This is a genomic window from Plantactinospora sp. GCM10030261, assembly GCF_042666615.1.
In the GTDB taxonomy this organism is placed as follows: Bacteria; Actinomycetota; Actinomycetes; order Mycobacteriales; family Micromonosporaceae; genus KBS50.
The window spans coordinates 154,991-174,806 of sequence record NZ_JBHTDD010000012.1 but is presented as its reverse complement, the minus strand read 5'-3'; the positions used below and the strand labels follow the sequence as shown (position 1 = coordinate 174,806).

The 19,816-nt window shown below is 72.2% G+C and carries 16 protein-coding genes; 6 read left to right on the top strand and 10 right to left on the bottom strand.

What is annotated here, in order from left to right; genetic code table 11:
• Positions 1-23: 23 nt before the first annotated feature.
• The 7 genes from ACFQUZ_RS16640 to ACFQUZ_RS16610 form a co-directional block, all read right to left on the bottom strand.
• Positions 24-2,855 carry a hypothetical protein gene (locus ACFQUZ_RS16640; protein WP_377443046.1) on the bottom strand — a complete coding sequence of 944 codons (2,832 nt, stop codon included), beginning with the start codon at positions 2,853-2,855 and terminating at the stop codon, positions 24-26.
• Between the two features lie 68 nt (positions 2,856-2,923).
• The gene (locus ACFQUZ_RS16635; RefSeq protein WP_377443044.1) at positions 2,924-4,186 is read right to left on the bottom strand and encodes a CehA/McbA family metallohydrolase; all 1,263 of its coding nucleotides are present in this window, start codon (positions 4,184-4,186) and stop codon (positions 2,924-2,926) included.
• Positions 4,187-4,189: 3 nt separating this feature from the next.
• A complete protein-coding gene (locus ACFQUZ_RS16630) occupies positions 4,190-5,482 on the bottom strand; it encodes an ABC transporter ATP-binding protein (RefSeq protein ID WP_377443042.1) in 1,293 nt (430 codons plus the stop codon).
• Positions 5,482-6,303 carry a carbohydrate ABC transporter permease gene (locus tag ACFQUZ_RS16625; protein ID WP_377443040.1) on the bottom strand — a complete coding sequence of 274 codons (822 nt, stop codon included), beginning with the start codon at positions 6,301-6,303 and terminating at the stop codon, positions 5,482-5,484. Before ACFQUZ_RS16625 ends, ACFQUZ_RS16630 begins: the two co-directional genes overlap by 1 nt.
• A gap of 37 nt (positions 6,304-6,340) precedes the next feature.
• Entirely contained in the window at positions 6,341-7,237 is an 897-nt protein-coding gene (locus tag ACFQUZ_RS16620) for a carbohydrate ABC transporter permease (RefSeq protein ID WP_377443038.1), read from the bottom strand.
• A gap of 25 nt (positions 7,238-7,262) precedes the next feature.
• Entirely contained in the window at positions 7,263-8,660 is a 1,398-nt protein-coding gene (locus ACFQUZ_RS16615) for an extracellular solute-binding protein (RefSeq protein ID WP_377443036.1), read from the bottom strand.
• A 184-nt stretch (positions 8,661-8,844) separates the two neighbouring features.
• Complete coding sequence (locus tag ACFQUZ_RS16610; RefSeq protein ID WP_377443034.1) at positions 8,845-9,582, bottom strand: GntR family transcriptional regulator; 738 nt, start codon at positions 9,580-9,582, stop codon at positions 8,845-8,847.
• A 214-nt stretch (positions 9,583-9,796) separates the two neighbouring features.
• On the opposite strand from ACFQUZ_RS16610, the gene ACFQUZ_RS16605 reads away from it, so the two are divergent.
• Positions 9,797-10,675: an aldolase gene (locus tag ACFQUZ_RS16605; protein WP_377443032.1), complete on the top strand. Its 879-nt coding sequence runs from the start codon at positions 9,797-9,799 to the stop codon at positions 10,673-10,675.
• 249 nt (positions 10,676-10,924) lie between these two features.
• Here ACFQUZ_RS16605 and ACFQUZ_RS16600 read toward each other — a convergent pair whose 3' ends face one another.
• Positions 10,925-12,493 carry a hypothetical protein gene (locus ACFQUZ_RS16600; protein WP_377443030.1) on the bottom strand — a complete coding sequence of 523 codons (1,569 nt, stop codon included), beginning with the start codon at positions 12,491-12,493 and terminating at the stop codon, positions 10,925-10,927.
• Positions 12,494-12,626: 133 nt separating this feature from the next.
• Here ACFQUZ_RS16600 and ACFQUZ_RS16595 point away from each other — a divergent pair, with 133 nt between their 5' ends.
• The 3 genes from ACFQUZ_RS16595 to ACFQUZ_RS16585 all read left to right on the top strand — a co-directional run bounded on the left by ACFQUZ_RS16595 (position 12,627) and on the right by ACFQUZ_RS16585 (position 16,006).
• Entirely contained in the window at positions 12,627-15,002 is a 2,376-nt protein-coding gene (locus tag ACFQUZ_RS16595) for a DUF6351 family protein (RefSeq protein WP_377443029.1), read from the top strand.
• 84 nt (positions 15,003-15,086) lie between these two features.
• Entirely contained in the window at positions 15,087-15,416 is a 330-nt protein-coding gene (locus tag ACFQUZ_RS16590; RefSeq protein ID WP_377443076.1) for an alpha-lytic protease prodomain-containing protein, read from the top strand.
• On the top strand, positions 15,413-16,006 hold the full coding sequence (locus ACFQUZ_RS16585) for a hypothetical protein (protein WP_377443027.1): 594 nt from the start codon (positions 15,413-15,415) through the stop codon (positions 16,004-16,006). The genes ACFQUZ_RS16590 and ACFQUZ_RS16585 overlap by 4 nt, the downstream gene beginning before the upstream one ends.
• Here ACFQUZ_RS16585 and ACFQUZ_RS16580 read toward each other — a convergent pair.
• Positions 15,927-16,670 (bottom strand): DUF5995 family protein, encoded by a 744-nt coding sequence (locus tag ACFQUZ_RS16580; protein WP_377443025.1) that lies wholly within the window; start codon positions 16,668-16,670, stop codon positions 15,927-15,929. The genes ACFQUZ_RS16585 and ACFQUZ_RS16580 overlap by 80 nt on opposite strands.
• Before the next feature lie 172 nt (positions 16,671-16,842).
• Here ACFQUZ_RS16580 and ACFQUZ_RS16575 point away from each other — a divergent pair, with 172 nt between their 5' ends.
• The gene (locus ACFQUZ_RS16575) at positions 16,843-17,124 is read left to right on the top strand and encodes a Ca2+-dependent phosphoinositide-specific phospholipase C (RefSeq protein WP_377443023.1); all 282 of its coding nucleotides are present in this window, start codon (positions 16,843-16,845) and stop codon (positions 17,122-17,124) included.
• A gap of 16 nt (positions 17,125-17,140) precedes the next feature.
• Here the strand turns inward: ACFQUZ_RS16575 and ACFQUZ_RS16570 are convergent, their stop codons facing one another.
• Complete coding sequence (locus ACFQUZ_RS16570) at positions 17,141-17,671, bottom strand: NUDIX domain-containing protein (RefSeq protein WP_377443021.1); 531 nt, start codon at positions 17,669-17,671, stop codon at positions 17,141-17,143.
• A gap of 112 nt (positions 17,672-17,783) precedes the next feature.
• On the opposite strand from ACFQUZ_RS16570, the gene ACFQUZ_RS16565 reads away from it, so the two are divergent.
• Positions 17,784-19,811, top strand: a complete 2,028-nt coding sequence (locus ACFQUZ_RS16565; protein WP_377443019.1) for a heavy metal translocating P-type ATPase — start codon at positions 17,784-17,786, stop codon at positions 19,809-19,811.
• Positions 19,812-19,816 lie beyond the last annotated feature (5 nt).

Below are 19,816 nucleotides of genomic sequence, written 5' to 3'. Positions count from 1 at the left end.
CCTAGATCGCGAGGGGAGAGGGGTCAGAGGAACTGGATAGTGGCGATTTCCCAGGGGCGCAGCGTCAGGCGGACCGTTCCGTCCGCGGCGACAGGTAACGGCTCGCCGGGGCGGCCCAGCAGGTCGGCCCGGTTGGCCGCCCGCACGGGACGTCCGGCCCGCACCAGCGCGGTCGCCTCCACCGGGGTCTGGGCCACCACCCGAACCTCCAACCGGCCGTCCCGGTCCCGCACACTTGTCAACACCACCCCCGGACCCTCGACCGCCAACCCCGTGACGTCCGCCGGCAGCGGCGCGTCGCCGGCGGCCGGGCCGCTGCCGGGGAAGGTCAGCAGATCATGGCGGTACGCCTCGGCCGCGGCCGACACACCGGCGGAGTGCCAGGCGCCCCGGAACGGCAGCACGGCCAGATCCACAGTGTGCCGCCCCCGGCACTGCGCCAGCGGAGTCGGCAACTGCGGACCGGCCGGCTCGTCGCGCAACGCGTGTCTGTTCCGGGACAGCAGCCCGATCGAGCGGAGCACGGTCACCGCCAGTTCCCGCCCCTCGTCGACCACCTCGTACTCGGTGGGCTGGGTGAGCAGGACGGCGAGCGAACCGGCCGGACCTCCGGCGGCCACGAAGCCGGCTGCCGGGAATGTCGGCAGCGGCACCTCCCCGCCACCGCCCTCCGCAGTCAAACCCCGCTCCACCACGGCGAACTGGCCTTCGGCGACCGACGAGGTGGTAGCCGACGGCAGCGGCAGGTGCAGCCGGAGCCGGTGGTCGTCACAGCGGTTGTCGAGGTCGAGGGACAGCCGGACGAACGGCTCCCCGGCCCGCAACTCCACCCGGGTCGCGACGCGGATCGCCTCCCGATCGTCGGCCCGGCCGGTGTCGGCCCCGGTTGCCGCCGACCACCGCGCCGCCACCGGCCAGCGGTACTCGCGGTCCACGTCGACGACGGCCAGCAGCGGCCCGGCGTGCCGCACCCGAACGCGCACTGTCTCCGGCGCGTCGACCAGGCCGTCCGTCGCCGGCGGCGCGTAGTTGTAGCTGTCGCCAACGTCGCCGCCGTCGACCAGCCGGCCCACGCCCTCGGTCACCACACCGTCGGGCGTGGACAGCCGCAGCGTCCCGTCGTCGGCCACCGCCACCCGGATCAGCCCGTTGTCGAGGCTCCGGCGGCCGTCCACCCGGACCGGGGTCGCGACCGGGGTCGGCGCCTCGGCCGGTCCGGCCACCGGACGTACCGCGGCCAACCCGAGTGCCGGCACGTCGAGCAGTGCGGCGACGGTCAGCCGGGGCGCCGCTTCGACGCGTACCCGCCAGGTCGTCGGTCGGGCCGTGGCGGCGACGGCCGCACGGACGTCCGCCACGTCGAACGTCGGATCACCGTGCCGGGCGACGCGGAAGGTCAGCGTGGCGTCCGCCAACGACCAGGAGACGATCTCCTGGCCGTAGAGTTCCCGGCCGTGGATGCGGGCCAGCACGGTGGACAGCCGGGCCGGCTCGACCACGTCCTCGGCGATCAGGGTGGTGGCCCGGTCGAGCACCTGCGCGGCGACCGTTCGGCCGTCGGCGGTGGCCAGGGCGAGTTCGTCGGCGGCCAGCGCGAGTTGTTCGTTGGCCGGTGCCGGGTCGGTCCCGGCGGGCGTCAGCTCGGCCGCCGTCTGGTCGGCCGGCGCCTCGACATCGAGGTGGACCAGCGCCGTCCGGGGCGCCGGGGTCGGGTTGAACACCAGGTGGCCGTCGCGCGGCACACCACCGGCCAGCCGGGCGCCGACCAGGTCGCAGACGGCCCGGCCGAGCTGGTCGGCCTCGGCGAGCCGGGTCGCCACCTGCTCGGCGGTCTCGTCGCATCCGCACCCGGTCACCGAGTCGTGGCAGCTCGAGTCGATCAACCGTTGCCAGGCCATGTCCAGGAAACGGTGCGTGGACCGGTCGCCCCAGAGCGCGGCCAGCGGCTCGGCGTACCGTTCCACCCGGCGTTCGGCGCGCCCCATCGCCCGCTTGAGGTGGGGCCGGACGGAGATGACACCGGGCAGGATGTTCGCCCGGGCGTGCGAGCGCAGTTCCCCGTCGACCACCGGCAGACCGTCCACCGTGGTCGGCTGCCGCGCGAAGTACTCGGTGAGGGTGCCGAGGCGCAGCCGCAGCCCATCGACGCTGGCCAGCAGCTCGGGTGCGTCCGGTGTGGGTGCGGCGTGGTCGGCACCGTACATGGCGAGGATCGGCCCGTCCTCGTCCGGTAGCCGCCAGGCGCCGAGCCGGTCGGCCAGGTCGGCGGCCCGGCGGGGGACCAGGTCCGGATCCTCCAGCAGCGCCGCCGCGTTGCCGTAGCCGCCGGGCAGGTACTCGGTGCGGACCACCGTGCCGTCCGGCGAACGCCAGCCGAACGCGTGGGTCCGGATCCGCGCCGGTACGCCACGGAACACGCAGGCGTGCGCCAGCCCCGCACCGGCCAGCAACTGCGGCATCTGCGCGATGTGGCCGAACATGTCCGGCAGGTAGCCGACCGGCATGGTGCCGCCCAGCTTCGCGCTGCGGCTGATCCCCAGTTCCAGGTTGCGGACGATGTTCTCACCGGAACAGAGGAACTCGTCGAGCAGGATCTGCCACGGCCCGATGGCCAGCCGCCCGGCCCGGACCAGCTCGACCACCCGGTCCCGCCGCTCCGGACGCACCTCCAGGTAATCGTCGACGGCGGCGAGTTGCCCGTCGAGCGTGAACCGCTGCCGGGGATCGGCCTCCATCCGTTCGAAGACCTCGTCGAGCAGCGCGACCAACCGCAGCCGGAACCGCTGGAACGGCTCGTACCACTCCCGGTCCCAGTGGGTGTGCGGCACGACGATGATTTCGGTGGCCTCCGGCATCCGCTGTCCGCCTTCCGTTCGTTGGCCTTCGGCCGTTTGGCCTTCCGCGTTTCCGCCTCCCGCTCCGGTCAACCGCACAGCGCGAGCACCTCCATCCGGGGTGACTCCAGGACGTGGAGGCCGTCGCCGGCCGGCAGCCGGCACCGGTCGCCGCGGACCACCCGGTGGCGACCGTCCGGGCCGGCCAGCAGCGTCCCGTCGCCGTCCAGCACCAGCACCTCGGCACCGATACGGACCAGCAGCGGAGCGGCGCCCGGACGGCCGGAGCCGGCGTCCGGCGCGGCGGAGATCGCGGTACGCCCGGCGGCCAGCCCGTCCAGCACCGAACCGGTCGAGGCGTCATCGGCCAGCACCCAGGTGGTCGGGGAGCCGGGCGGCGCGTCGGCGTCGGGTCGGTGGAAGTCGCTACCGCCAATCGGAACGACGTCCGGCCGCCATGCCTGCGCCCACGACAGCGGTGCCCCCCAGGTGCGGTCCCACCAGCCGGAGTGCCACACCTCCACGAGCCGGGGTCGCCGGGTCAATGGCTGCCGCCAGGCGCAGTCGGCCGCGAGCGGATGGTTCACCGACATGAGTCCGCCGGCCCGTTCCGCCGCGGCCAGCCAGGTGTCCGCTGGCTGCCGGAAGTCCACCCAGCCCACCGGGCCGAACACGTTCGCGTGCCCCCGGTCGGTGGTGACCTCCTGGCCGGGCAGCAGCGTCATGCCGTACCGGGCGCCGGCTGCCGGCAGGTACGGGTGGTGGCTCACGGTGTTGTGGTCGGTGACGGCCAGGAAGTCCAGACCCCGACCGGCGGCCAACCCGGCCAGCTCGTCGATGGTGTACGCGCCGTCGCTGTGCACGGTGTGCGCGTGCAGGTCCCCGGCGAGCCAGCGCCGGCCGTCCACCTCCGGCAGGTCGGGCCGCGGCGGCCGGTCCGGTGCCGGTGGCGCGTCCGGCGGCTCCGGTCGGACCGGCGGGCTGCCGTGGACCGTCGCGGTCACCTCGTACGGCAGGCCGTCGGGCGGGATCCGGTGCAGCCGTAGCAGCACCTGCCACTCGCCGGGCTCCAGCTCACCGGGCAGGTACCCGGGAGTGGCCCAGTCGGCCGAGATCGTGAAGGTGTCCCGGGCACCGCCGGACCAGCCGCGGAAGCCGGCCGGTCCGACACAGCCCAGATCAAGGACGCCGGCCCCCGGGGGATAGTCCAGCCGTACGGTGAGCGCGGCCGTTCCCGCCGGGACGGTGACCGGCACCGCCCGCAGAATCGCCTCGACCCGGTCCTCCAGCGTCCACCGGCCGCGGTGCGCCGTGGTTGTTTCCCGGCGGGTGGGCCGGTCGGCTGTCGGCATCGCTCAGCTCTCCACGCCGATCGGCTGGTGCGGCACCGCGGCCGGCGCGGTGACCAGGTTCCCGTCCCGGTAGAGCAGGGTCCGGCCGGGCCGGGGGACCACCCACCCGGTGTCGCCGGGGGCGGGCTCCCCGCCCTCCGGCACGACCACCTGCAGGCTGGTCGACCGTGAGACCTCTGGGTCAGCGGCGGCCTCCCCGGCGGTGACTTCGCCGGTGGCCCCCGGGCCGGCGGTGGCCCCCGGGCCGGCGGTGGCCCCCGGGCCGGCGGTGGCCCCCGCGCCGGCGGTGGCCCCCGCGCCGGCGGTGGCCTCGCCTGCGGTGGCCTCGCCGGCGGTGGCCCCGGCCGCGGGCAGGTCCAGCGACACCAGCGACACGCTGCCCAGGTTCTCCACCACTACGACCTGTCCGCGCAGCGCCTCCGGGACCGGTTCGGCGGAGTAGTCGAGGTACTCGGGGCGTACCCCGAGGGTCACCGCCTCCTCGTCGACGACAGCGTCCCGCATGTCCGCCGGCACCGGCAGCCGGGTCCCGGCCACGACCACCTCGTCGCCACGCACCCGGCCCTCGATGAGGTTCATCGGCGTCGACCCGATGAACCCGGCGACGAACGTGTTCGCCGGCCGGCGGAAAACCTCGGTGGGGGTGCCCACCTGGCGGATCCTGCCGCCCTCCATCACCGCGATCCGGTCGGCGAGGGCGAGCGCCTCCGCCTGGTCGTGGGTGACGAAGACGGTGGTGACGCCGAGTTCCCGCTGCAACCGCTTGAGGAAGGTCCGGGCCTCCAGTCGCAGCCTGGCATCCAGGTTGGACAGCGGCTCGTCGAGCAGGAAGACCTGCGGGTGGCAGGCCATCGCCCGGGCCAACGCCACCCGCTGCTGCTGGCCGCCGGACAGTTGTGCGGGTCGGCGCTCCAGCAGCGGTGACAGGCCCAACTCGGCGGCCGTCTCGGCGGCCTTGTCCTGCCGGGTGGCTCGCTTCACCTTCTGGATCCGCAGCGGATAGGCGATGTTGTCGCGGACCGTCATGTGCGGGAACAGCGCGTAGTCCTGGAATACCATCGCGACGTCCCGCTTGCCGGGCGGCAGGGCGGTGACGTCCCGGTCGCCGATGCGTACCGTGCCGCCGGAGGCCACCTCCAGCCCGGCGATCGTCCGCAGCAGGGTGGTCTTGCCGCAGCCGGAGGGCCCGAGCAGGGCGAAGAACTCACCGTCGGCGATCTCCAGGTCGAGCGCGTCCAGGGCGCGGACCCCACCGGGATAGACCTTTGTCAGTTCGCGCATGGTGATGGCGGACATCAGCGCTTGATCCCTCCGTGGAAGCGGAATCCGTACCGGCTGCTGACGAAGACGAACATGAGCGCCACCGGCAGCGAGTAGAGCAGCGAGAAGGTGGACAGCAGCGCCAGATCGGCCTGGCCGCCCTCGGTGTAGAGGGTGTACATGATGACGGCGGCGGGTGCCTTGTCCGGCCCGCGCAGCAGCAGGAACGGGACGAGGAAGTTGCCCCACACGTTCGCCACCGCCCACACGGCCACGGTGGCCAGTCCCGGCCGGACCACCGGCACCACGATGTGCCGCATGATCTGCAACGGGCTCGCGCCGAAGACCCGCGCCGACTCCTCGTACGAGGTGGGCGTCGAGTCCATGAAGTCCTTGAGGATGAAGATCGCCGCCGGCAGCAACCCGCCGGACATGATCAGGATGACGCCGAGCCGGGAGTCGATCAGGTTGAGCCGGAACGCCAGCTCGAACAGCGGCACCATTGTCGCGGTGCCGGTCACGATCGAGGAGAGCAGCAGCAGCCCGTACAGCAGCCCGTCGCGGCCCGGCACCCGCACCCGGCTCAACGCGTACGCCGCCAGCGCGGCGAACGTCACGACCAGCACCGCCGTGCCGGCCGCCAGGTACACCGAGTTGACAAGCGAGGTCAGGGCGTACGGGTTGTCCAGCAGGGCGCGGAAGTTGTCGAGGGTGAACTGTGGCAGCGACGCGTTGATGGTGGGTGTCCGGTCGAACGGCGCGGTCGCCAGCCACAGCAGCGGCAGCGCGAAGAACGCCAGCACCAGGGAGAGGAAGGTGTAGCGCCCGATCCACGCCAGCACCTCGCGCGGGGCCATCAGACCACCTCCCGGCTCATGTCGCCTCCCGGCCCGCTCATGTCGCCTCCTTGCGGCGGCCCAGCATCCGCAGGTAGACCAGCGCGATGACCAGGTTGATCAACAGCATGAGGAACGAGATCGCGGCACCGACGCCCAGCTCACCGCCGGAGAGCGCCACCTTGTACACGTACACCGGGAGAATCTCCGACCGGTTCTCCGGACCGCCCGCGGTGATCAGGAACGGCGCGAAGTCGTTGAACGTCCACAGGCTGATCAGCAGCAGGTTGGTCAGGATGTGGCCGCGGATGCGTGGGAAGATCACGTCGCGCAACTGCTGCCAGGGCGAGGCACCAGCCAGCCGGGCGGTCTCCAGGTGCGACGGCGGGACGTTCTCCAGCGCCGCGGCGTAGAGCATCATCGAGAACGCGGTGCCGCGCCAGGTGTTGAAGATGATGATCGACAGCATCGGATGGTCGAGCAGCCAGGCCGTGCCCGGGATGCCGAGCAGCGTGTTCAGCGTGCCGGCGTCCCGGTCGAGCAGCGCGATCCACAGGAAGGCCACCACCGAGCTGGGCAGGATCCAGGCCAGCAGGACGAACCACTCCACCGCCCGGCGCATCGGACCGCGCCGGTTGTGCAGCGCGTAGGCGATGGCGAAGCCGAGCACCGCCTGGCCTATCACCGCGGAGCCCAGGACGAACTGCAGGGTGAGCACCAGCGAGCTGCGGAACCGCTCGTCGCCGAGGGCGTTGAGGTAGTTGTCCAGCCCGACGATCTCCGGGTTGGCGGCGGCCAGGCCGGTGAGGCGGTAGTTCGTGATGCCGAGATAGATGGTCCAGACGGCCGGCACCACCAGGAAGAGCACGATCAGGACGAGGCCCGGCACCAGGAACCCGGCGGCACGGCCGCGACCCAGCCCGGCGGCGTCGGGGGCCGGCGGGGCGCCCGTCACCGGACGCCCCGCCACCTCCGTCTCGTCAGGACGAGACCTTGTCCGCACCACCGACGATCCCTTCGACCTTCTTCTGGTACGCCGTCGCGGCCTCGTCCGGGCCGGTGCCGCCGGCGGCGGCCGCGGTCGCCTCCTGCAACGCCACCGACACCTGCGGGTAGACCGCCAGCGGCGGCCGGTACGCGGTGACCGGCAGCACCTTCTCGGCGACGTAGTTCAGCATCGGGTCACCGGCCAGGACCTCCTTGTTGACGTCCATCCGGGCGGTGATCCGAGCCGCGCCGGCCAGCTGCGCCTTGGTCGCCTCGGCCGAGTGCATGAACGCCAGCAGCTCGAACGCCTGCGACGGGTACTTCGAGTTCGGGTTGAGCACCCGGACCCCGCCGCCGGACATGCTCACGAAGTCCTGCCCCTTGATGCCGGCCCCCGGCTGCTTGGCCGGGATCATCGCGTACCCGACGGTGGTGTCCCGGTCGGCCATCTTGGCGATGCCGTCCTCCGGATTGACCACGGCGCGCCAGAAGTAGTCACCCTCCGCCAGGATGCCGATCTTGCCGGCGGCGAACTCGGCGAACGACTTGTCGCGTCCCTTGGCCTCCTGCTGGAGCTTCGGGTCGCCGAGGCCACCGGTGTAGATCTTGTTGTAGAGGTCGAGCACGTCCTTGACCGGCTGGCTGGCGCCGGCCCACTTACCGTCGGCGTAGATCTCGCCGCCGGCGCCGGCCAGCAGCGGCAGGGCACCCTGCATCGAGGTTGCCTCACCCATCGCGGTGCCCGCGTTGAGTTGGATCGGCGTCACGCCGGGCAGCGACTTGAGCTTGGTGCCGGCGTCGAGGATCTCCTGCCAACTCGTCGGCTGCCAGTCGGCGGGCAGGCCGGCCTGAGCGAACAGCTTCTTGTTGTAGAACAGGACCCGGCCGTCGGTGCCCTGCGGGATGGCGTACCGCTTGTCCTCGAAGGTGCCGAGGCCCTGCACCGACTCGGGGATCTGCGACCAGCCCTCCCACTTGTCGGCCTGGTCACCGGCCACCTCGGACAGCGGCTTGAGATATCCGGCCTGGACGAACTCGCCGACCCAGATGCCGTCCAGCGACATCACGTCGGCGCCACCCTTCGATCGCAGGTCCAGCGCCAACTTGGTCTTGTACTGCTCGTCGTCGACGCCGCTGGGCACGAAGGTCACCTTGGCGGTGACCCCCTTCGCCTTCTGGGCCTCGACGAACTTGGGAATCACCCAGTTCTCGATCCACTCGGCACCGGCGGCGTTCTTACCGCCGGCGATCGCGTTGTCGGCGATGGTGAGGGTGATGTTCTTGGCGTCCTTGCCCGCCGGCTCGTCCGAGCCGCCGCAGGCGGTGGCGGTGAGCGCGACGGCGGTGAGTGCGGCGAGCACACCGGCGGCGCGTCTCGACTTGGCTGACATGGGCTGCTTCCCTTCGCAAGGAGCGACTTCGAAGAGACTCGCGCGTCGCCCGCCGGGGAGATCGGCGGCCGTACGTATTGGACACAATGTCATGACAGCCTGATGACGTAAATACCTGTCAGGTGGTCGAGCGTGAAACAGGCGGTGCCCGACGGGCGGTTCTGCGCCGGTCACCGGTCACCGGTCACCGCTCCGCGACAGTCACCTCCAGCGAGTACCGCGCCGCCCGGTAGATGTGCGCCCCGTGCTCGACGTTGCGCCCCTGGTCGTCGTACGCGGTCCGGACCATGGTCAGCAGGGGAGCACCGCGCCGCTCACCCAGCACCCTCGCCTCGGCGAGGGAGGCGGATCGCGCCCCGATGCGCTGCCGTGCCCCGCGCACCCGCGCGCCACCGGCGCGCAGGATCGCGTACAGGCCGTTGTTCTGGAGCGCTGCCACGCTCAGCCGCACGACGGCGGGTGGGATCCAGTTCTCCAGCACCGCGAGGGGCTCTCCGTCGGCGAACCGCAGCCGGCGCAGGTGTTGCACCTCCGCGCCCGCGGTGAGGCCGAGCGCACCGGCCACCTCCGGTGGGCAACCGACCGATGTCAGCTCGAGCACCGAGGTGGCCGGCTGCCGGCCGGCGCGGAGCAGGTCGTCGTGCAGGCTGGTCAGCTCGACCGCGCGCCGGATCTCGCCGCGCACCACCTGCGTGCCGACCCCGCGGCGGCGGACGATAAGTCCCTTGTCGACCAGGTGCTGGATCGCCTGCCGCACCGTCGGACGGGACAGGCCCAACCGGTCGGCGAGTCGCAACTCGCTGTCCAGCCGGTCGCCCGGGGCCAGCTCCCCGCGCTGGATCGCGGCCGCGAACTGCTCCGCGACCTGGAAGTACAGCGGGACCGGGCTGCTCCGGTCGACCGCGATGTCGGGACCGGTCACGAAACCTCCTCGGCGGCGGACACGCTCGCGGGCGGGGAACGTAGCCGACACTGTACCGAAGTGACTACTGTGTGCGGCACGGTTGTCAGGACAACGTGTTGACACGACTCACTGCCCTTGTTACGAATAGGCTTCGCCGTTGTCGCCGCCGTCGGTGGCCGGCCAGCCTTCGGAACACCCGCAACGCTCCAGCGCCGGGAGGAGTGGCTCCGGGATGATGGACTACCACGCGCTCACCCGCACCCGCGCCGACCGACCACAGGCGATAGCCGAGGCCGCCGCTGCCCGGATCCGCCGGCCGTGGCCGGACCACGGGCGGCCGTTGTTCCTCGTCGCCGCCGACCATCCGGCCCGCGGGTCCCTCGGCGTGCGGGACCGCCCGATGGCCATGGCGGGTCGAGCCGATCTGCTGGACCGGCTCCGCGTGGCGCTGGCCCGTCCCGGTGTGGACGGGGTGCTCGGCACCCCGGACATCCTGGAGGACCTGCTGCTGCTCGACGCCCTGGAGGACCGGCTGGCCATCGGCTCGATGAACCGGGGCGGCCTGGCCGGCACCGCGTTCGAGCTGGACGACCGGTTCACCGCCTACGACGCCGCCACCATCGCAGCCATGCGGTTCGACGGTGGCAAGATGTTGTGCCGGATCGATCCCGACGACCGGGACACCGCCGCGACCCTCCAGGCGTGCGCCCACGCGGTAAGCACGCTCGCGGCCCACCGGACCGTCGCCCTGGTGGAGCCGCTCTGGGTCAGCCGCGTCGACGGGCGGGTCCAGGTCGACCCGCGACCGGAGGCCGTCGTCAGGGGTGTCAGCATCGGCCAGGCGCTCGGCACCACCAGCGCGTACACCTGGTTGAAGCTGCCGGCGATCGACGACATGGACCGGGTGATGGCCGCGACCACGCTGCCGGTGCTGCTGCTCGGCGGCGACCCCGTCGAGCGGCCGGACGCCGTCTACGCGCGGTGGGAGCGGGCGTTGCGGCTGCCCGGCGTGCGGGGCCTCGTCGTCGGCCGGGCGCTGCTCTACCCGCCCGACGACGACGTGGCAGCCGCCGTCGACCGTGCGGCGGCGCTGCTGCCCGCGGCAACGTGAGATCGGTGCGGCGCCGAGCGGCGCCGAGCGGACCGGGCCGGACCGGACACCTCAGCATCGTCGGCGGTAGGAGTTGCGTCGAGGCCGTCGCCCTGGATCGATCCAGGGTGGGGGAATGAACGTCGGGTGACCGCCGGGAACGGGCCGGACCTGCCAGCCCTCGTGGTGGACGGCTCGGTGGTGGTCTCCGCAGAGCAGCACCCCGTTGTCGACACTCGTGTCGCCGCCATCGGACCAGGCGCGTGTCCGTCAGCCGGCCCGTACGGTGTTGCTCGCCCAGATCGCCGTGGCATCGCTGACGCGATAGAGCACCAGGTTGCCGTCGTGCTGCATGATCAGCCGTGCCGGGCCCTTGCCCGCCGTGCCAGTCGACCAGGCGATGGTGCCGTCGGCCCGGCGCAGGACGAGATTCCCGTCGGGTTGGTTTTCCAGCGCCACGCCGTCCCGGGTCCCGGTCGCCCAGTACGCCGGGCCGTACCGCTCGTGGAGCACCAGGTTGCCGTCACCCTGCAACCAGAGCTGGTAGCGCGGCTCGTGGCCGACGGGGGAGAGCAGGGCGGCCCACCGGCGCATGGTCTGGCCGCTTTCCAGGACCGGCCGCCACCCGTCGGTAAGCGCGTCGCGCAGGTCCGAGAACAGGATGTCCTTCTCGGTGAAGTCCCGAGTGACCACGCCGAAGTTGCACTCCGGGTCGGCCGCCGTGGTGCAGGCGTCCCGATACGAGTACAGGAACAGCGGACCGGTGTAGCTCAGCGACCGCCACATGCTCACCGCCTGCACCAGATGGTCGCGCACGGTGGCCCGGGGGATCGGTGCGCCGCCCGAGGTCGGGTAACCCAGCTCGGTGCCCCAGATCTTCTTCGCCCCGTCGCCCCGCTTCACCATGATCGAGCGCAGGTACGCCAACTCGCCGCAGGCCGGTGACTCGCCGGGCGGACCGAACATGTTCCACCACCGGGTCTGACACTCGGGGCGGGCCGGCCCGTACCCCGAGTTCCACGCCGGGTACGGGTGATGCGCGACGGCGTCGAAGGAGGTGCCGTAGCCATTGGCGTACGCCCAGTCCAGCCAGCCGCCGGACTCGTTCGGGTTACTGGTCGCGGTGGCCGGAGTGCCACTGCCGGACGCGCCGGCCAGCACGACGCACGAGGCGCAGGCCGCGTGGATCCGCTGGTGTGCGAGCCGGACCAGTTGCCAGTACCGCAACCGCCGGTCACCCGCGTAGTTGCCGAATCCGGGATGGTCACCGACGGCCGCGTTGTTCGGCTCGTTCCAAACCTCGTAGGCGGAGATCTGGCCGGCGTACCGCCGGACGGTCCGGTCCACGATGGATACCCAGTCACTGTCGTTGGTGGGGAACCACTTGTCGTTCGCGTGTCCGCCGTTGGCCCAGGGCGGTGCGTAGGCCAGCACGAGGAGGATCCGGATGCCCCGGCTGCTCGCCGCCGCAACGATGGCGTCCAGCCGGTCCCAGCGCGGCGCGCAGGTCCGGCAGTCCTGAACGTACCACCAGTCCAGGTCCACCCGCAGCAGCGGCGACCCGCCGGGCAGGTAGGCCGCCACGCCGTCGAGCCGGCGGGCGAGGGTCGCGTCGTGTAGCCCGGACCCCTCGGCGAAACCCACGTCGTACGACGTGTACCCGGCGCCGGCCGTGGCCGGGTGGGTGCGAGCGACTGGTGCGGTGGGTGCCGATGCCGACGCCGATGCCGACGCGGTCGCTATCGCCAGCAGCACCAGCGCCAGGCAGATGGCCCGGTAGGAAGATTTCCACACGGCGGTCAGCCGGGAGCCGCGTACGTGTGCGTAGGGGAGCGACATCCGGTATTCCTACCATGATCGGATTCCTGGCGACGGCATCCGCTCCCGCCGATCACGATCGTCCACCCTCGACAAGCGCCGCGCCCCGTGCAATCGTCGGAGATCTATGATCGCGGGCAGGGCGGAGGCGACCGTGCGAGTCGACGAGACAACCGGAGCGAACCCCCCGTACCCCCGGCGCCGGTGCCTCCGGGGACTGGCCCTGGCAGTCGTGATCCCGCTGCTGGTGGTGCCGGTGGGCGCCGCTGGGCCGGCGAGCGCCACCGACGGCGAGCGGCTGCGGATCGAGGTGCTGTCCAGCCGTCCCGACCAGGTGACCGGTGACGACGCGCTGATCCGGGTGCGGTTCGGCCCGCGGGTGCGACCCCGCGATGTCCGGATCACGGTCAACGGTACGGACGTCACGGCAGCCCTGCCGGTCGATCCGGACGGCCGGTCGCGTACGGGACGCGTCGCTCGCCTGTCCGACGGACCCAACACGGTACGGGCGACCGCGCGCTTCGCCGACGCCCGGCTGCGGCTGGTCAACCACGGCGACAGTCCGGTCTTCTCCGGCCCTCGGCAGTACCCGTTCCTGTGCCGCACCGAGTCGGCCGGCCTGGGCCAGCCGCTGGTGGACAACCAGGACCGGCAGGGCATGCGGGTGTTCGCGACGAACCCCGACGGGACGAAGACCGATCGGGTGGTCGGCTGGAGCCGGGACTGCGCGGCGCCCACCGTGGTGGATTACCTCTACCGCGCGGCGGACAACACGTTCAAGCCGCTGCCCGCCGACGGTAGCCGACCGGCGGACCTGACCACCACGACCATCATCGACGGTCGCACCGTCGACTACGTGGTCCGCCGGGAACGCGGCACCATCAACCGGTTCATCTACAGCATCGCCATGCTGGCGCCGCTGGCCGAGGTGGCGACCGGGCGTGCCGGCACCGGGCCGGACGACTCGGCCTGGAACGGGCGGGTCGTCTTCCGGTTCGACGGCGGCGTCGCGATCGGCCACGACCAGGGTTCGCTGCCCGGCGGCGCGCTCTACCACGACGGGTTGGCCCGCGGGTACGCCGTCCTGTACTCCACCGGCACCCGGACCGCGACCCACTACAACCTGGTGCTCGGCGGCGAGACCGCGTTGATGGTCAAGGAACACTTCATCGAGACGCACGGGGTGCCGCGCTACACGGTCGGCGTGGGCGGCTCGGGCGGCGGCATCCAGCAGTACGTCTACGGCCAGAACCACGGCAACCGGGTCATCGACGCGGCGATCCCGCAGTACTCGTACCCGGACATGGTCACCCAGACGATCCACGTCGGGGACTGCGAGCTGCTCGAGTACTACATGGACGTGACCGACGCGGCGAACCCGAAGTGGCGGGACTGGACCAACCGGACCCGGTTGATCGGTATGCACGGCAGCAACACGGTGCCCAACCCGTACCGGGGCGGCCAGCCGGGGTCGGACGAGTGCGTCGAGGGGTGGCGAGGGCTCACCCCGCTGGCCATGAACCCGACCTTCCAGGTGCCGCACCCGCTGTGGGAACTGATGGATCCGCCGGGCGTGATGACGACCGTGAGATGGACCCACTGGGACGACCTGCGCACGGTCTACGGTGTCGGTCCGGACGGCTACGCGCGGTCCGCGTGGGACAACGTCGGTGTCCAGTACGGGTTGGCCGCGCTGCGTGACGGTTATCTCACCCCCGCCGAGTTCCTCGACGTGAACGCGCGGGTCGGCAGTTGGCGGCCGTCCGCGCAGATGGTGCCGGAGGGCTGCCCGTTCGTCCGGGACGCCTGTGCCGATCCGGCGCAGTTCGACCCGTGGAGCGCCCGCAACATGCGGTTGTCGCCGGACGACGGCGTCACGCCGGCACCGCGTACCACGGGCGACCGGTGGGCCATGGCGGCGGCGTACCGGTCGGGGATCGTGTTCCGGGGCGACATCGATCTTCCGATCATCGACTGGCGGCACTACCTCGAAGAGGAACTGGACATGCACAACACCCACCAGTCCTTCGCCAGCCGGCAGCGAATGCTCAACCACGACCGCGACGCCGCCAACCAGGTCATCTGGTTCACCGACGCCCGGCCGTCCGAACAGTTCGACCAGACGCCGGAGGCGCTGGCCGTGATGGACCAGTGGATGACAAACATCCACGCCCGACCGTGGCGCGGCGTGGCCGGCAACAAGCCGCCGCTGGCCACCGACCGCTGCTTCACCACGACCGGCGACCAGATCGCCGCCGGGCCCCAGGTGTGGGACGGCATCCTGAACGACGCGCCGCCCGGTGCCTGCACCGAGCGTTTCCCGGTGTACGGCACGTCCCGGACGGTGGCCGGTGGACCGATCGAGGGCGGGGTGTTCGCCTGTCAGCGGCAGAGCGTGGCGGCGGCGATCGCCCGTGGCGTGTACGGCCAGTGGCGACCCACCCCCGCCGAACGGGACCGGCTGGAGCAGATCTTCCCCACCGGCGTCTGCGACTATCGGAAGCCCGACCTCGGAGTGCCGCGCCGGTAGCGGGCCACCGGACAATCCGTGGATCGCGCCGCCGCGACGAGCCACACAGGTGAGACCCCGGCCGCCGCACCGTGAGAGCGTACTCTGCTCGACGGGGCCACCGCCCTCCTGCTCGGCGCACCGGCGACGGCCGGCGCGGCCCCGCCGGCGGTCCGCCCCGACGCCGCGAGCCTGCTCGCCGCCGTCCGCACCCCCGGAACCGCGTGGGGCGTCGACGCGGCCACCGGCCGGATGGCCCTGACCGTCGACGACACCGTGACCGCCCGGGAGGCGGCGGCGCTGGGCGCGCCGGCCGACGCGTGGGGTCCGCCGAGCGCGGCTCCCAACCCGCGGGCGTACGTCGTCGGGCGTACCGGGAAAGCCGCCTGCCGCCGGACGTCCCGCGCCGCCACCCGGCCGAGGCTGGGGACATGACCACAACGACGATCGCGTACCCACGGACAAGGGCCCGGCGGCTTGGCGGCCGGACCCGCAAGACGGTGCTGCTGACCCACATCCTCGCGGCCGGCGTCTGGCTCGGCCTGGACGCCGCGATGGCGGTGCTGGTCTTCACGGCGGTCGGCACCGACGACCAGGGCACCCGCGGATTCGCGTTGCAGGCACTGGAACTGGTGACCGTCTGGCCGATGTTCGTCGCCGGGGCACTGTCCCTGGCCACCGGTATCCTGCTGGGGTTGGGCGGCAAGTACGGCCTGGTGCGCTACTGGTGGGTGCTGGTCAAGCTGGTACTGAACATCGTGCTGTGCCTGCTCGTCCTGTTCGCGTTGCGCACCGGCGTCGCGGAGGCGGCGGCCACCGGCCGGGCCCTGGCGGCCGGCGCCGGGATCACCTGGACGCCGGGCGACATCGTGTTCCCGCCGATCGTGTCACCGGCGGCGCTGCTTGTCGCGTACGTCTTGTCGGTGTTCAAGCCGTGGGGCCGGGTCATGCCTCCGGCAGCAGCACACCGAAGCCCCGGCGGGCCAGCCGCAGCAGCACCTGCCCGGGGGCGGTCAGCTCGGTGAGTTTCGCCGTGGCGGCGGCGTCCAGGTGACGCAACGCCGCCGCGTACCGTCCTGGACCATCCCGGCGGGCCCGGTCCAGGACGTCAACGTTGCGCCACACCTTCGCCCGTGCCTCGGTGAGCAGCCGGGCTGTCGCCAGCCGGTTCAGCGGCGCCAGTGACCGATCCGTGACCGTGACCCGGCCGGTCCCGCTCAGCCGCACCTGCTCATCGGTGATCCGGCGCAGCAGCACGGCGTCCACCCGGGTGTGGTCCTCGCGCCGGGTGCGGCGGACCTCCGGGTCGGCGAACTCCGCCGGACTGATCACGGCGATCAGCGACTGCGGCAGGTCGTAGTTGATGTGGGCGTTCATGCCCAACAGCACGTGTCGCAGCGGCGGCAGGTCGGGTCGTTGCCGGGCGGTGTCGAAGGCGACCCGCCACGGGCCCGGCACCGGTGTGCCGCGCTGGTCGGCGACGAACGCGGTCAGGTACAACTCCGCGAACTCGACGTTCCACCGACGCAACCAGGCGCTGTCGGCGAACCGACCCCGGTCGATCTCGTCGACCACCGCCCGGGTGGTCCGCAGGTACGTCTCGTGGAAGAACCGCCGTGCGTCGCCCGTGTCCAGCTCGTTGAGACCCGCTTCCATCCGGGCGACGATCCGCGCGATGCCGTCGTGCATCGCCCGATGGTACGGCGTCCCGGCGGCCGGGCAGCGAAGTCGGCACGCGAGGTAGCGGTTGCGCGGAGCGCTCGTCCGAAGGCGGCCGGGCAACGCGGCGTCGGCGTCGTTCACGATGCAGACAGGCGCACGAAGATCGGCGGACACGGCCTCGCCGCTCGGCCTTCCTACCGTGCTGGTCAACGAGGCCGTCATCCGGGACCTGGTCCGACGGGGCTACCTCGTGCGGACCCGGTCGGATGAGCCCCTTCGCACGGTCAAGGAGAAGGAGTTCAGTCGGGTGGAGATCGCCCTCCGCGGTGGCGCACAGATGATCACGACAGATTTTCCGACGGTCGGGATGGCCGCGCGATACGACAGTGACTTCGTCGCCGAGTTGCCGGGGGGTGTGGCGGTGCGGTGCAACCCGGTCTCCGCGCCATCGCACTGTCGTGACGGCAAGCTGGAGCGTTAAGCGGGACGGGGTGGGATCAGGCGGTGGGCAACGCCGCCTGATCGAACCCATCGAGGAAGCTCGCCAGCACCTCGCTGTGGGTGGAGAAGGCCAGCTCGACGGGCTCGGTCAGCACCAGCCACTCGGTCGCCTCCGCGGTCGGCGCTGACGGCGGCAGGTCGGCCATCCGCCGAGCCGGCAGCACGCCGAAGATGTTCACGGTCGCGCCGCTCGGGGCGCTGTGCGCGGCGAAGAGGCGCACCGCCGACGCGTCCGCCGCCAGTCCGGTTTCCTCCCACAGTTCGCGGACCAGCGCGGAACGCCAGTCCTCGCCGTGCTCGATGTAGCCGCCCGGCAGTGCCAGCATGCCCCGGGCGGGCTCGATGTCGCGGCGGACGACCACCACGCCGAGACCGGTATCGGTCCGCACCGGGAGGATCGCCACCGCGACCGGGAGCGGGTTGCGCCAGGAGGTCTCGCCGCAGCCCGCACAGACCCGGGGCCAGGCCGCGCCGGCGAGATAGGCGGTGCCACAGTACGAGCAGTGCGCGTGCAGAGTGCCTGTCACGCCGCCCGACGATACCCCGCTGAACCGGGTTCGTCCGCCTCGGTGTGACTTCGCCGATCACCCGTGCCAAATACCCCTCCCGGGTATATGGTGTCCGGCGGAGGTGGATGGCATGACACCGGAACACAACAGCCACACCGGGCACGACAAGCACGCCGGGCACGATCCGGAGATCTTCCGCCGCAAGTTCTGGCTCAGCCTGGCGCTCACCGTGCCGATCGTGGTGACCAGCCACATGGTGATGGACTGGTTCGGCTACCGGCTCGACTTCCCCGGCATGGTGTGGGTCGGGCCGGTGCTCGGCACGGTGGTGTTCGCCTACGGCGGTTGGCCCTTCCTGACCGGCGCGGTCCGCGAGGTGCGTGACCGGGCCCCCGGCATGATGCTGCTGATCGCGATGGCCATCACGGTCGCCTACCTCGCCTCGCTGGCCACCAGCCTGCGGGTGTTCGACCTGGACTTCTGGTGGGAACTGGCCGCGCTGGTGACCATCATGCTGCTCGGCCACTGGCAGGAAATGAAGGCCATCGGGCAGGCCCGCGGCGCCCTCGCCGCGTTGGCCGCGCTCCTTCCCGACGACGCCGAACGGATCAGTTCCGGCGGGCCGCCGGAGCGGGTGGCCGTCGCCGACCTGCGGGTCGGCGACACCGTGCTGGTGCGGCCCGGCGGCCGGGTGCCCGCCGACGGTCGCGTCGTGGACGGCACCGCCGAACTGGACGAGTCCATGATTACCGGCGAGTCCCGGCCGGTGTCCCGCGGCGTCGACGACCGGGTGGTGGCCGGCACGGTGGCCACCGACTCCGCGATCCGGGTACGCGTCGACGCCGTGGGGGCGGACACCGCGCTCGCCGGCATCCAGCGACTCGTCGCGCAGGCACAGGCCGCCGGGGGACGGGCCCAGGTGCTGGCCGACCGGTTCGCCGCGGTGCTGTTCTACGTGGCCATGGCGGCCGCCGTGGCGAGCCTCGCCGTCTGGTCCGCGATCGGCGACGTCGACGAGGCCGTGGTACGCACCATCACCGTCCTGGTGATCTCCTGCCCGCACGCCCTCGGGCTGGCGATCCCACTGGTCATCGCGCTCTCCACCAGCGTCGCCGCGAAGTCCGGAATCCTGGTCAAGGACCGCCTGGCGCTGGAGCGGATGCGCACCGTCGACGCCGTGCTGTTCGACAAGACCGGCACCCTGACCCGGGGCACACACACCGTGGTGGGGGTCGCCGCCAGCACCGGCACCGATCCGGACGAGGTGTTGCGGCTGGCCGCCGGCGTCGAGGCGGACAGCGAACACCCGCTCGCCCGCGCCATCGTCGCCGCCGCCGAGCGGGTGGGCCCGGCGACGGGGACCGGGTTCCGGTCGCTGCCGGGGCGCGGGGTGCGCGCCACCGTCGACGAGACGGCGTACGCGGTGGGTGGCCCGGCGCTGTTGCGGGAGTTGGACGCTTCGGTCCCGGACGACCTCCGGGACGCCGAGACCGAGTGGTCCGCACGCGGCGCGGCCGTGCTCTACCTCGTTCGGCTCGACGGCACCCCGACGGCGCTGGGCGCGGTCGGCCTTGCCGACGAGGTACGCCCGGAGGCCCGTCAGGCCGTCGCCGAACTGCGCGACCTCGGGGTTCGCACCATCGCGATGGTCACCGGCGATGCCCGGTCGGTGGCCGAATCGGTCGCCGCCGACCTGGGATTCCGGCGTGGCGTGGACGAGGTCTTCGCCGAGGTGTTGCCGGCCGACAAGGACGACATCGTCACCGACCTGCGGTCCCGTGGTCATATCGTGGCCATGGTCGGTGACGGGGTCAACGACGCGCCGGCTCTGGCCCGGGCCGACGTGGGCATCGCCATCGGCGCCGGCACCGACGTGGCGATCGAGTCGGCCGGTGTGGTGCTGGCCTCCTCCGATCCGCGTGGCGTCAGCGCCACCGCCCGGCTGTCCCGCGCCGCGTACCGGAAGATGGTCCAGAACCTGGCCTGGGCCGCCGGCTACAACGTCGTCGCGATCCCGTCCGCCGCCGGCGTGTTCGCCTTTGCCGGTTTCGCGTTGAGCCCGGCCGCCGCCGCGGTGCTCATGTCGGCGTCCACCATCGTGGTCGCGCTCAACGCGCAGACCCTGCGCCGGGTCCGGCTGACCCCGCGCTCCGACTGAAGCCG

Bases quoted from the DNA above. Each gene is read 5' to 3' on its own strand.
- ACFQUZ_RS16640 (WP_377443046.1), bottom strand. From the start codon at position 2,855: ATGCCGGAGGCCACCGAAATCATCGTCGTGCCGCACACCCACTGGGAC.
- ACFQUZ_RS16635 (WP_377443044.1), bottom strand. From the start codon at position 4,186: ATGCCGACAGCCGACCGGCCCACCCGCCGGGAAACAACCACGGCGCAC.
- ACFQUZ_RS16630 (WP_377443042.1), bottom strand. From the start codon at position 5,482: ATGTCCGCCATCACCATGCGCGAACTGACAAAGGTCTATCCCGGTGGG.
- ACFQUZ_RS16625 (WP_377443040.1), bottom strand. From the start codon at position 6,303: ATGGCCCCGCGCGAGGTGCTGGCGTGGATCGGGCGCTACACCTTCCTC.
- ACFQUZ_RS16615 (WP_377443036.1), bottom strand. From the start codon at position 8,660: ATGTCAGCCAAGTCGAGACGCGCCGCCGGTGTGCTCGCCGCACTCACC.
- ACFQUZ_RS16605 (WP_377443032.1), top strand. From the start codon at position 9,797: ATGATGGACTACCACGCGCTCACCCGCACCCGCGCCGACCGACCACAG.
- ACFQUZ_RS16600 (WP_377443030.1), bottom strand. From the start codon at position 12,493: ATGTCGCTCCCCTACGCACACGTACGCGGCTCCCGGCTGACCGCCGTG.
- ACFQUZ_RS16585 (WP_377443027.1), top strand. From the start codon at position 15,413: ATGACCACAACGACGATCGCGTACCCACGGACAAGGGCCCGGCGGCTT.
- ACFQUZ_RS16580 (WP_377443025.1), bottom strand. From the start codon at position 16,670: ATGCACGACGGCATCGCGCGGATCGTCGCCCGGATGGAAGCGGGTCTC.
- ACFQUZ_RS16565 (WP_377443019.1), top strand. From the start codon at position 17,784: ATGACACCGGAACACAACAGCCACACCGGGCACGACAAGCACGCCGGG.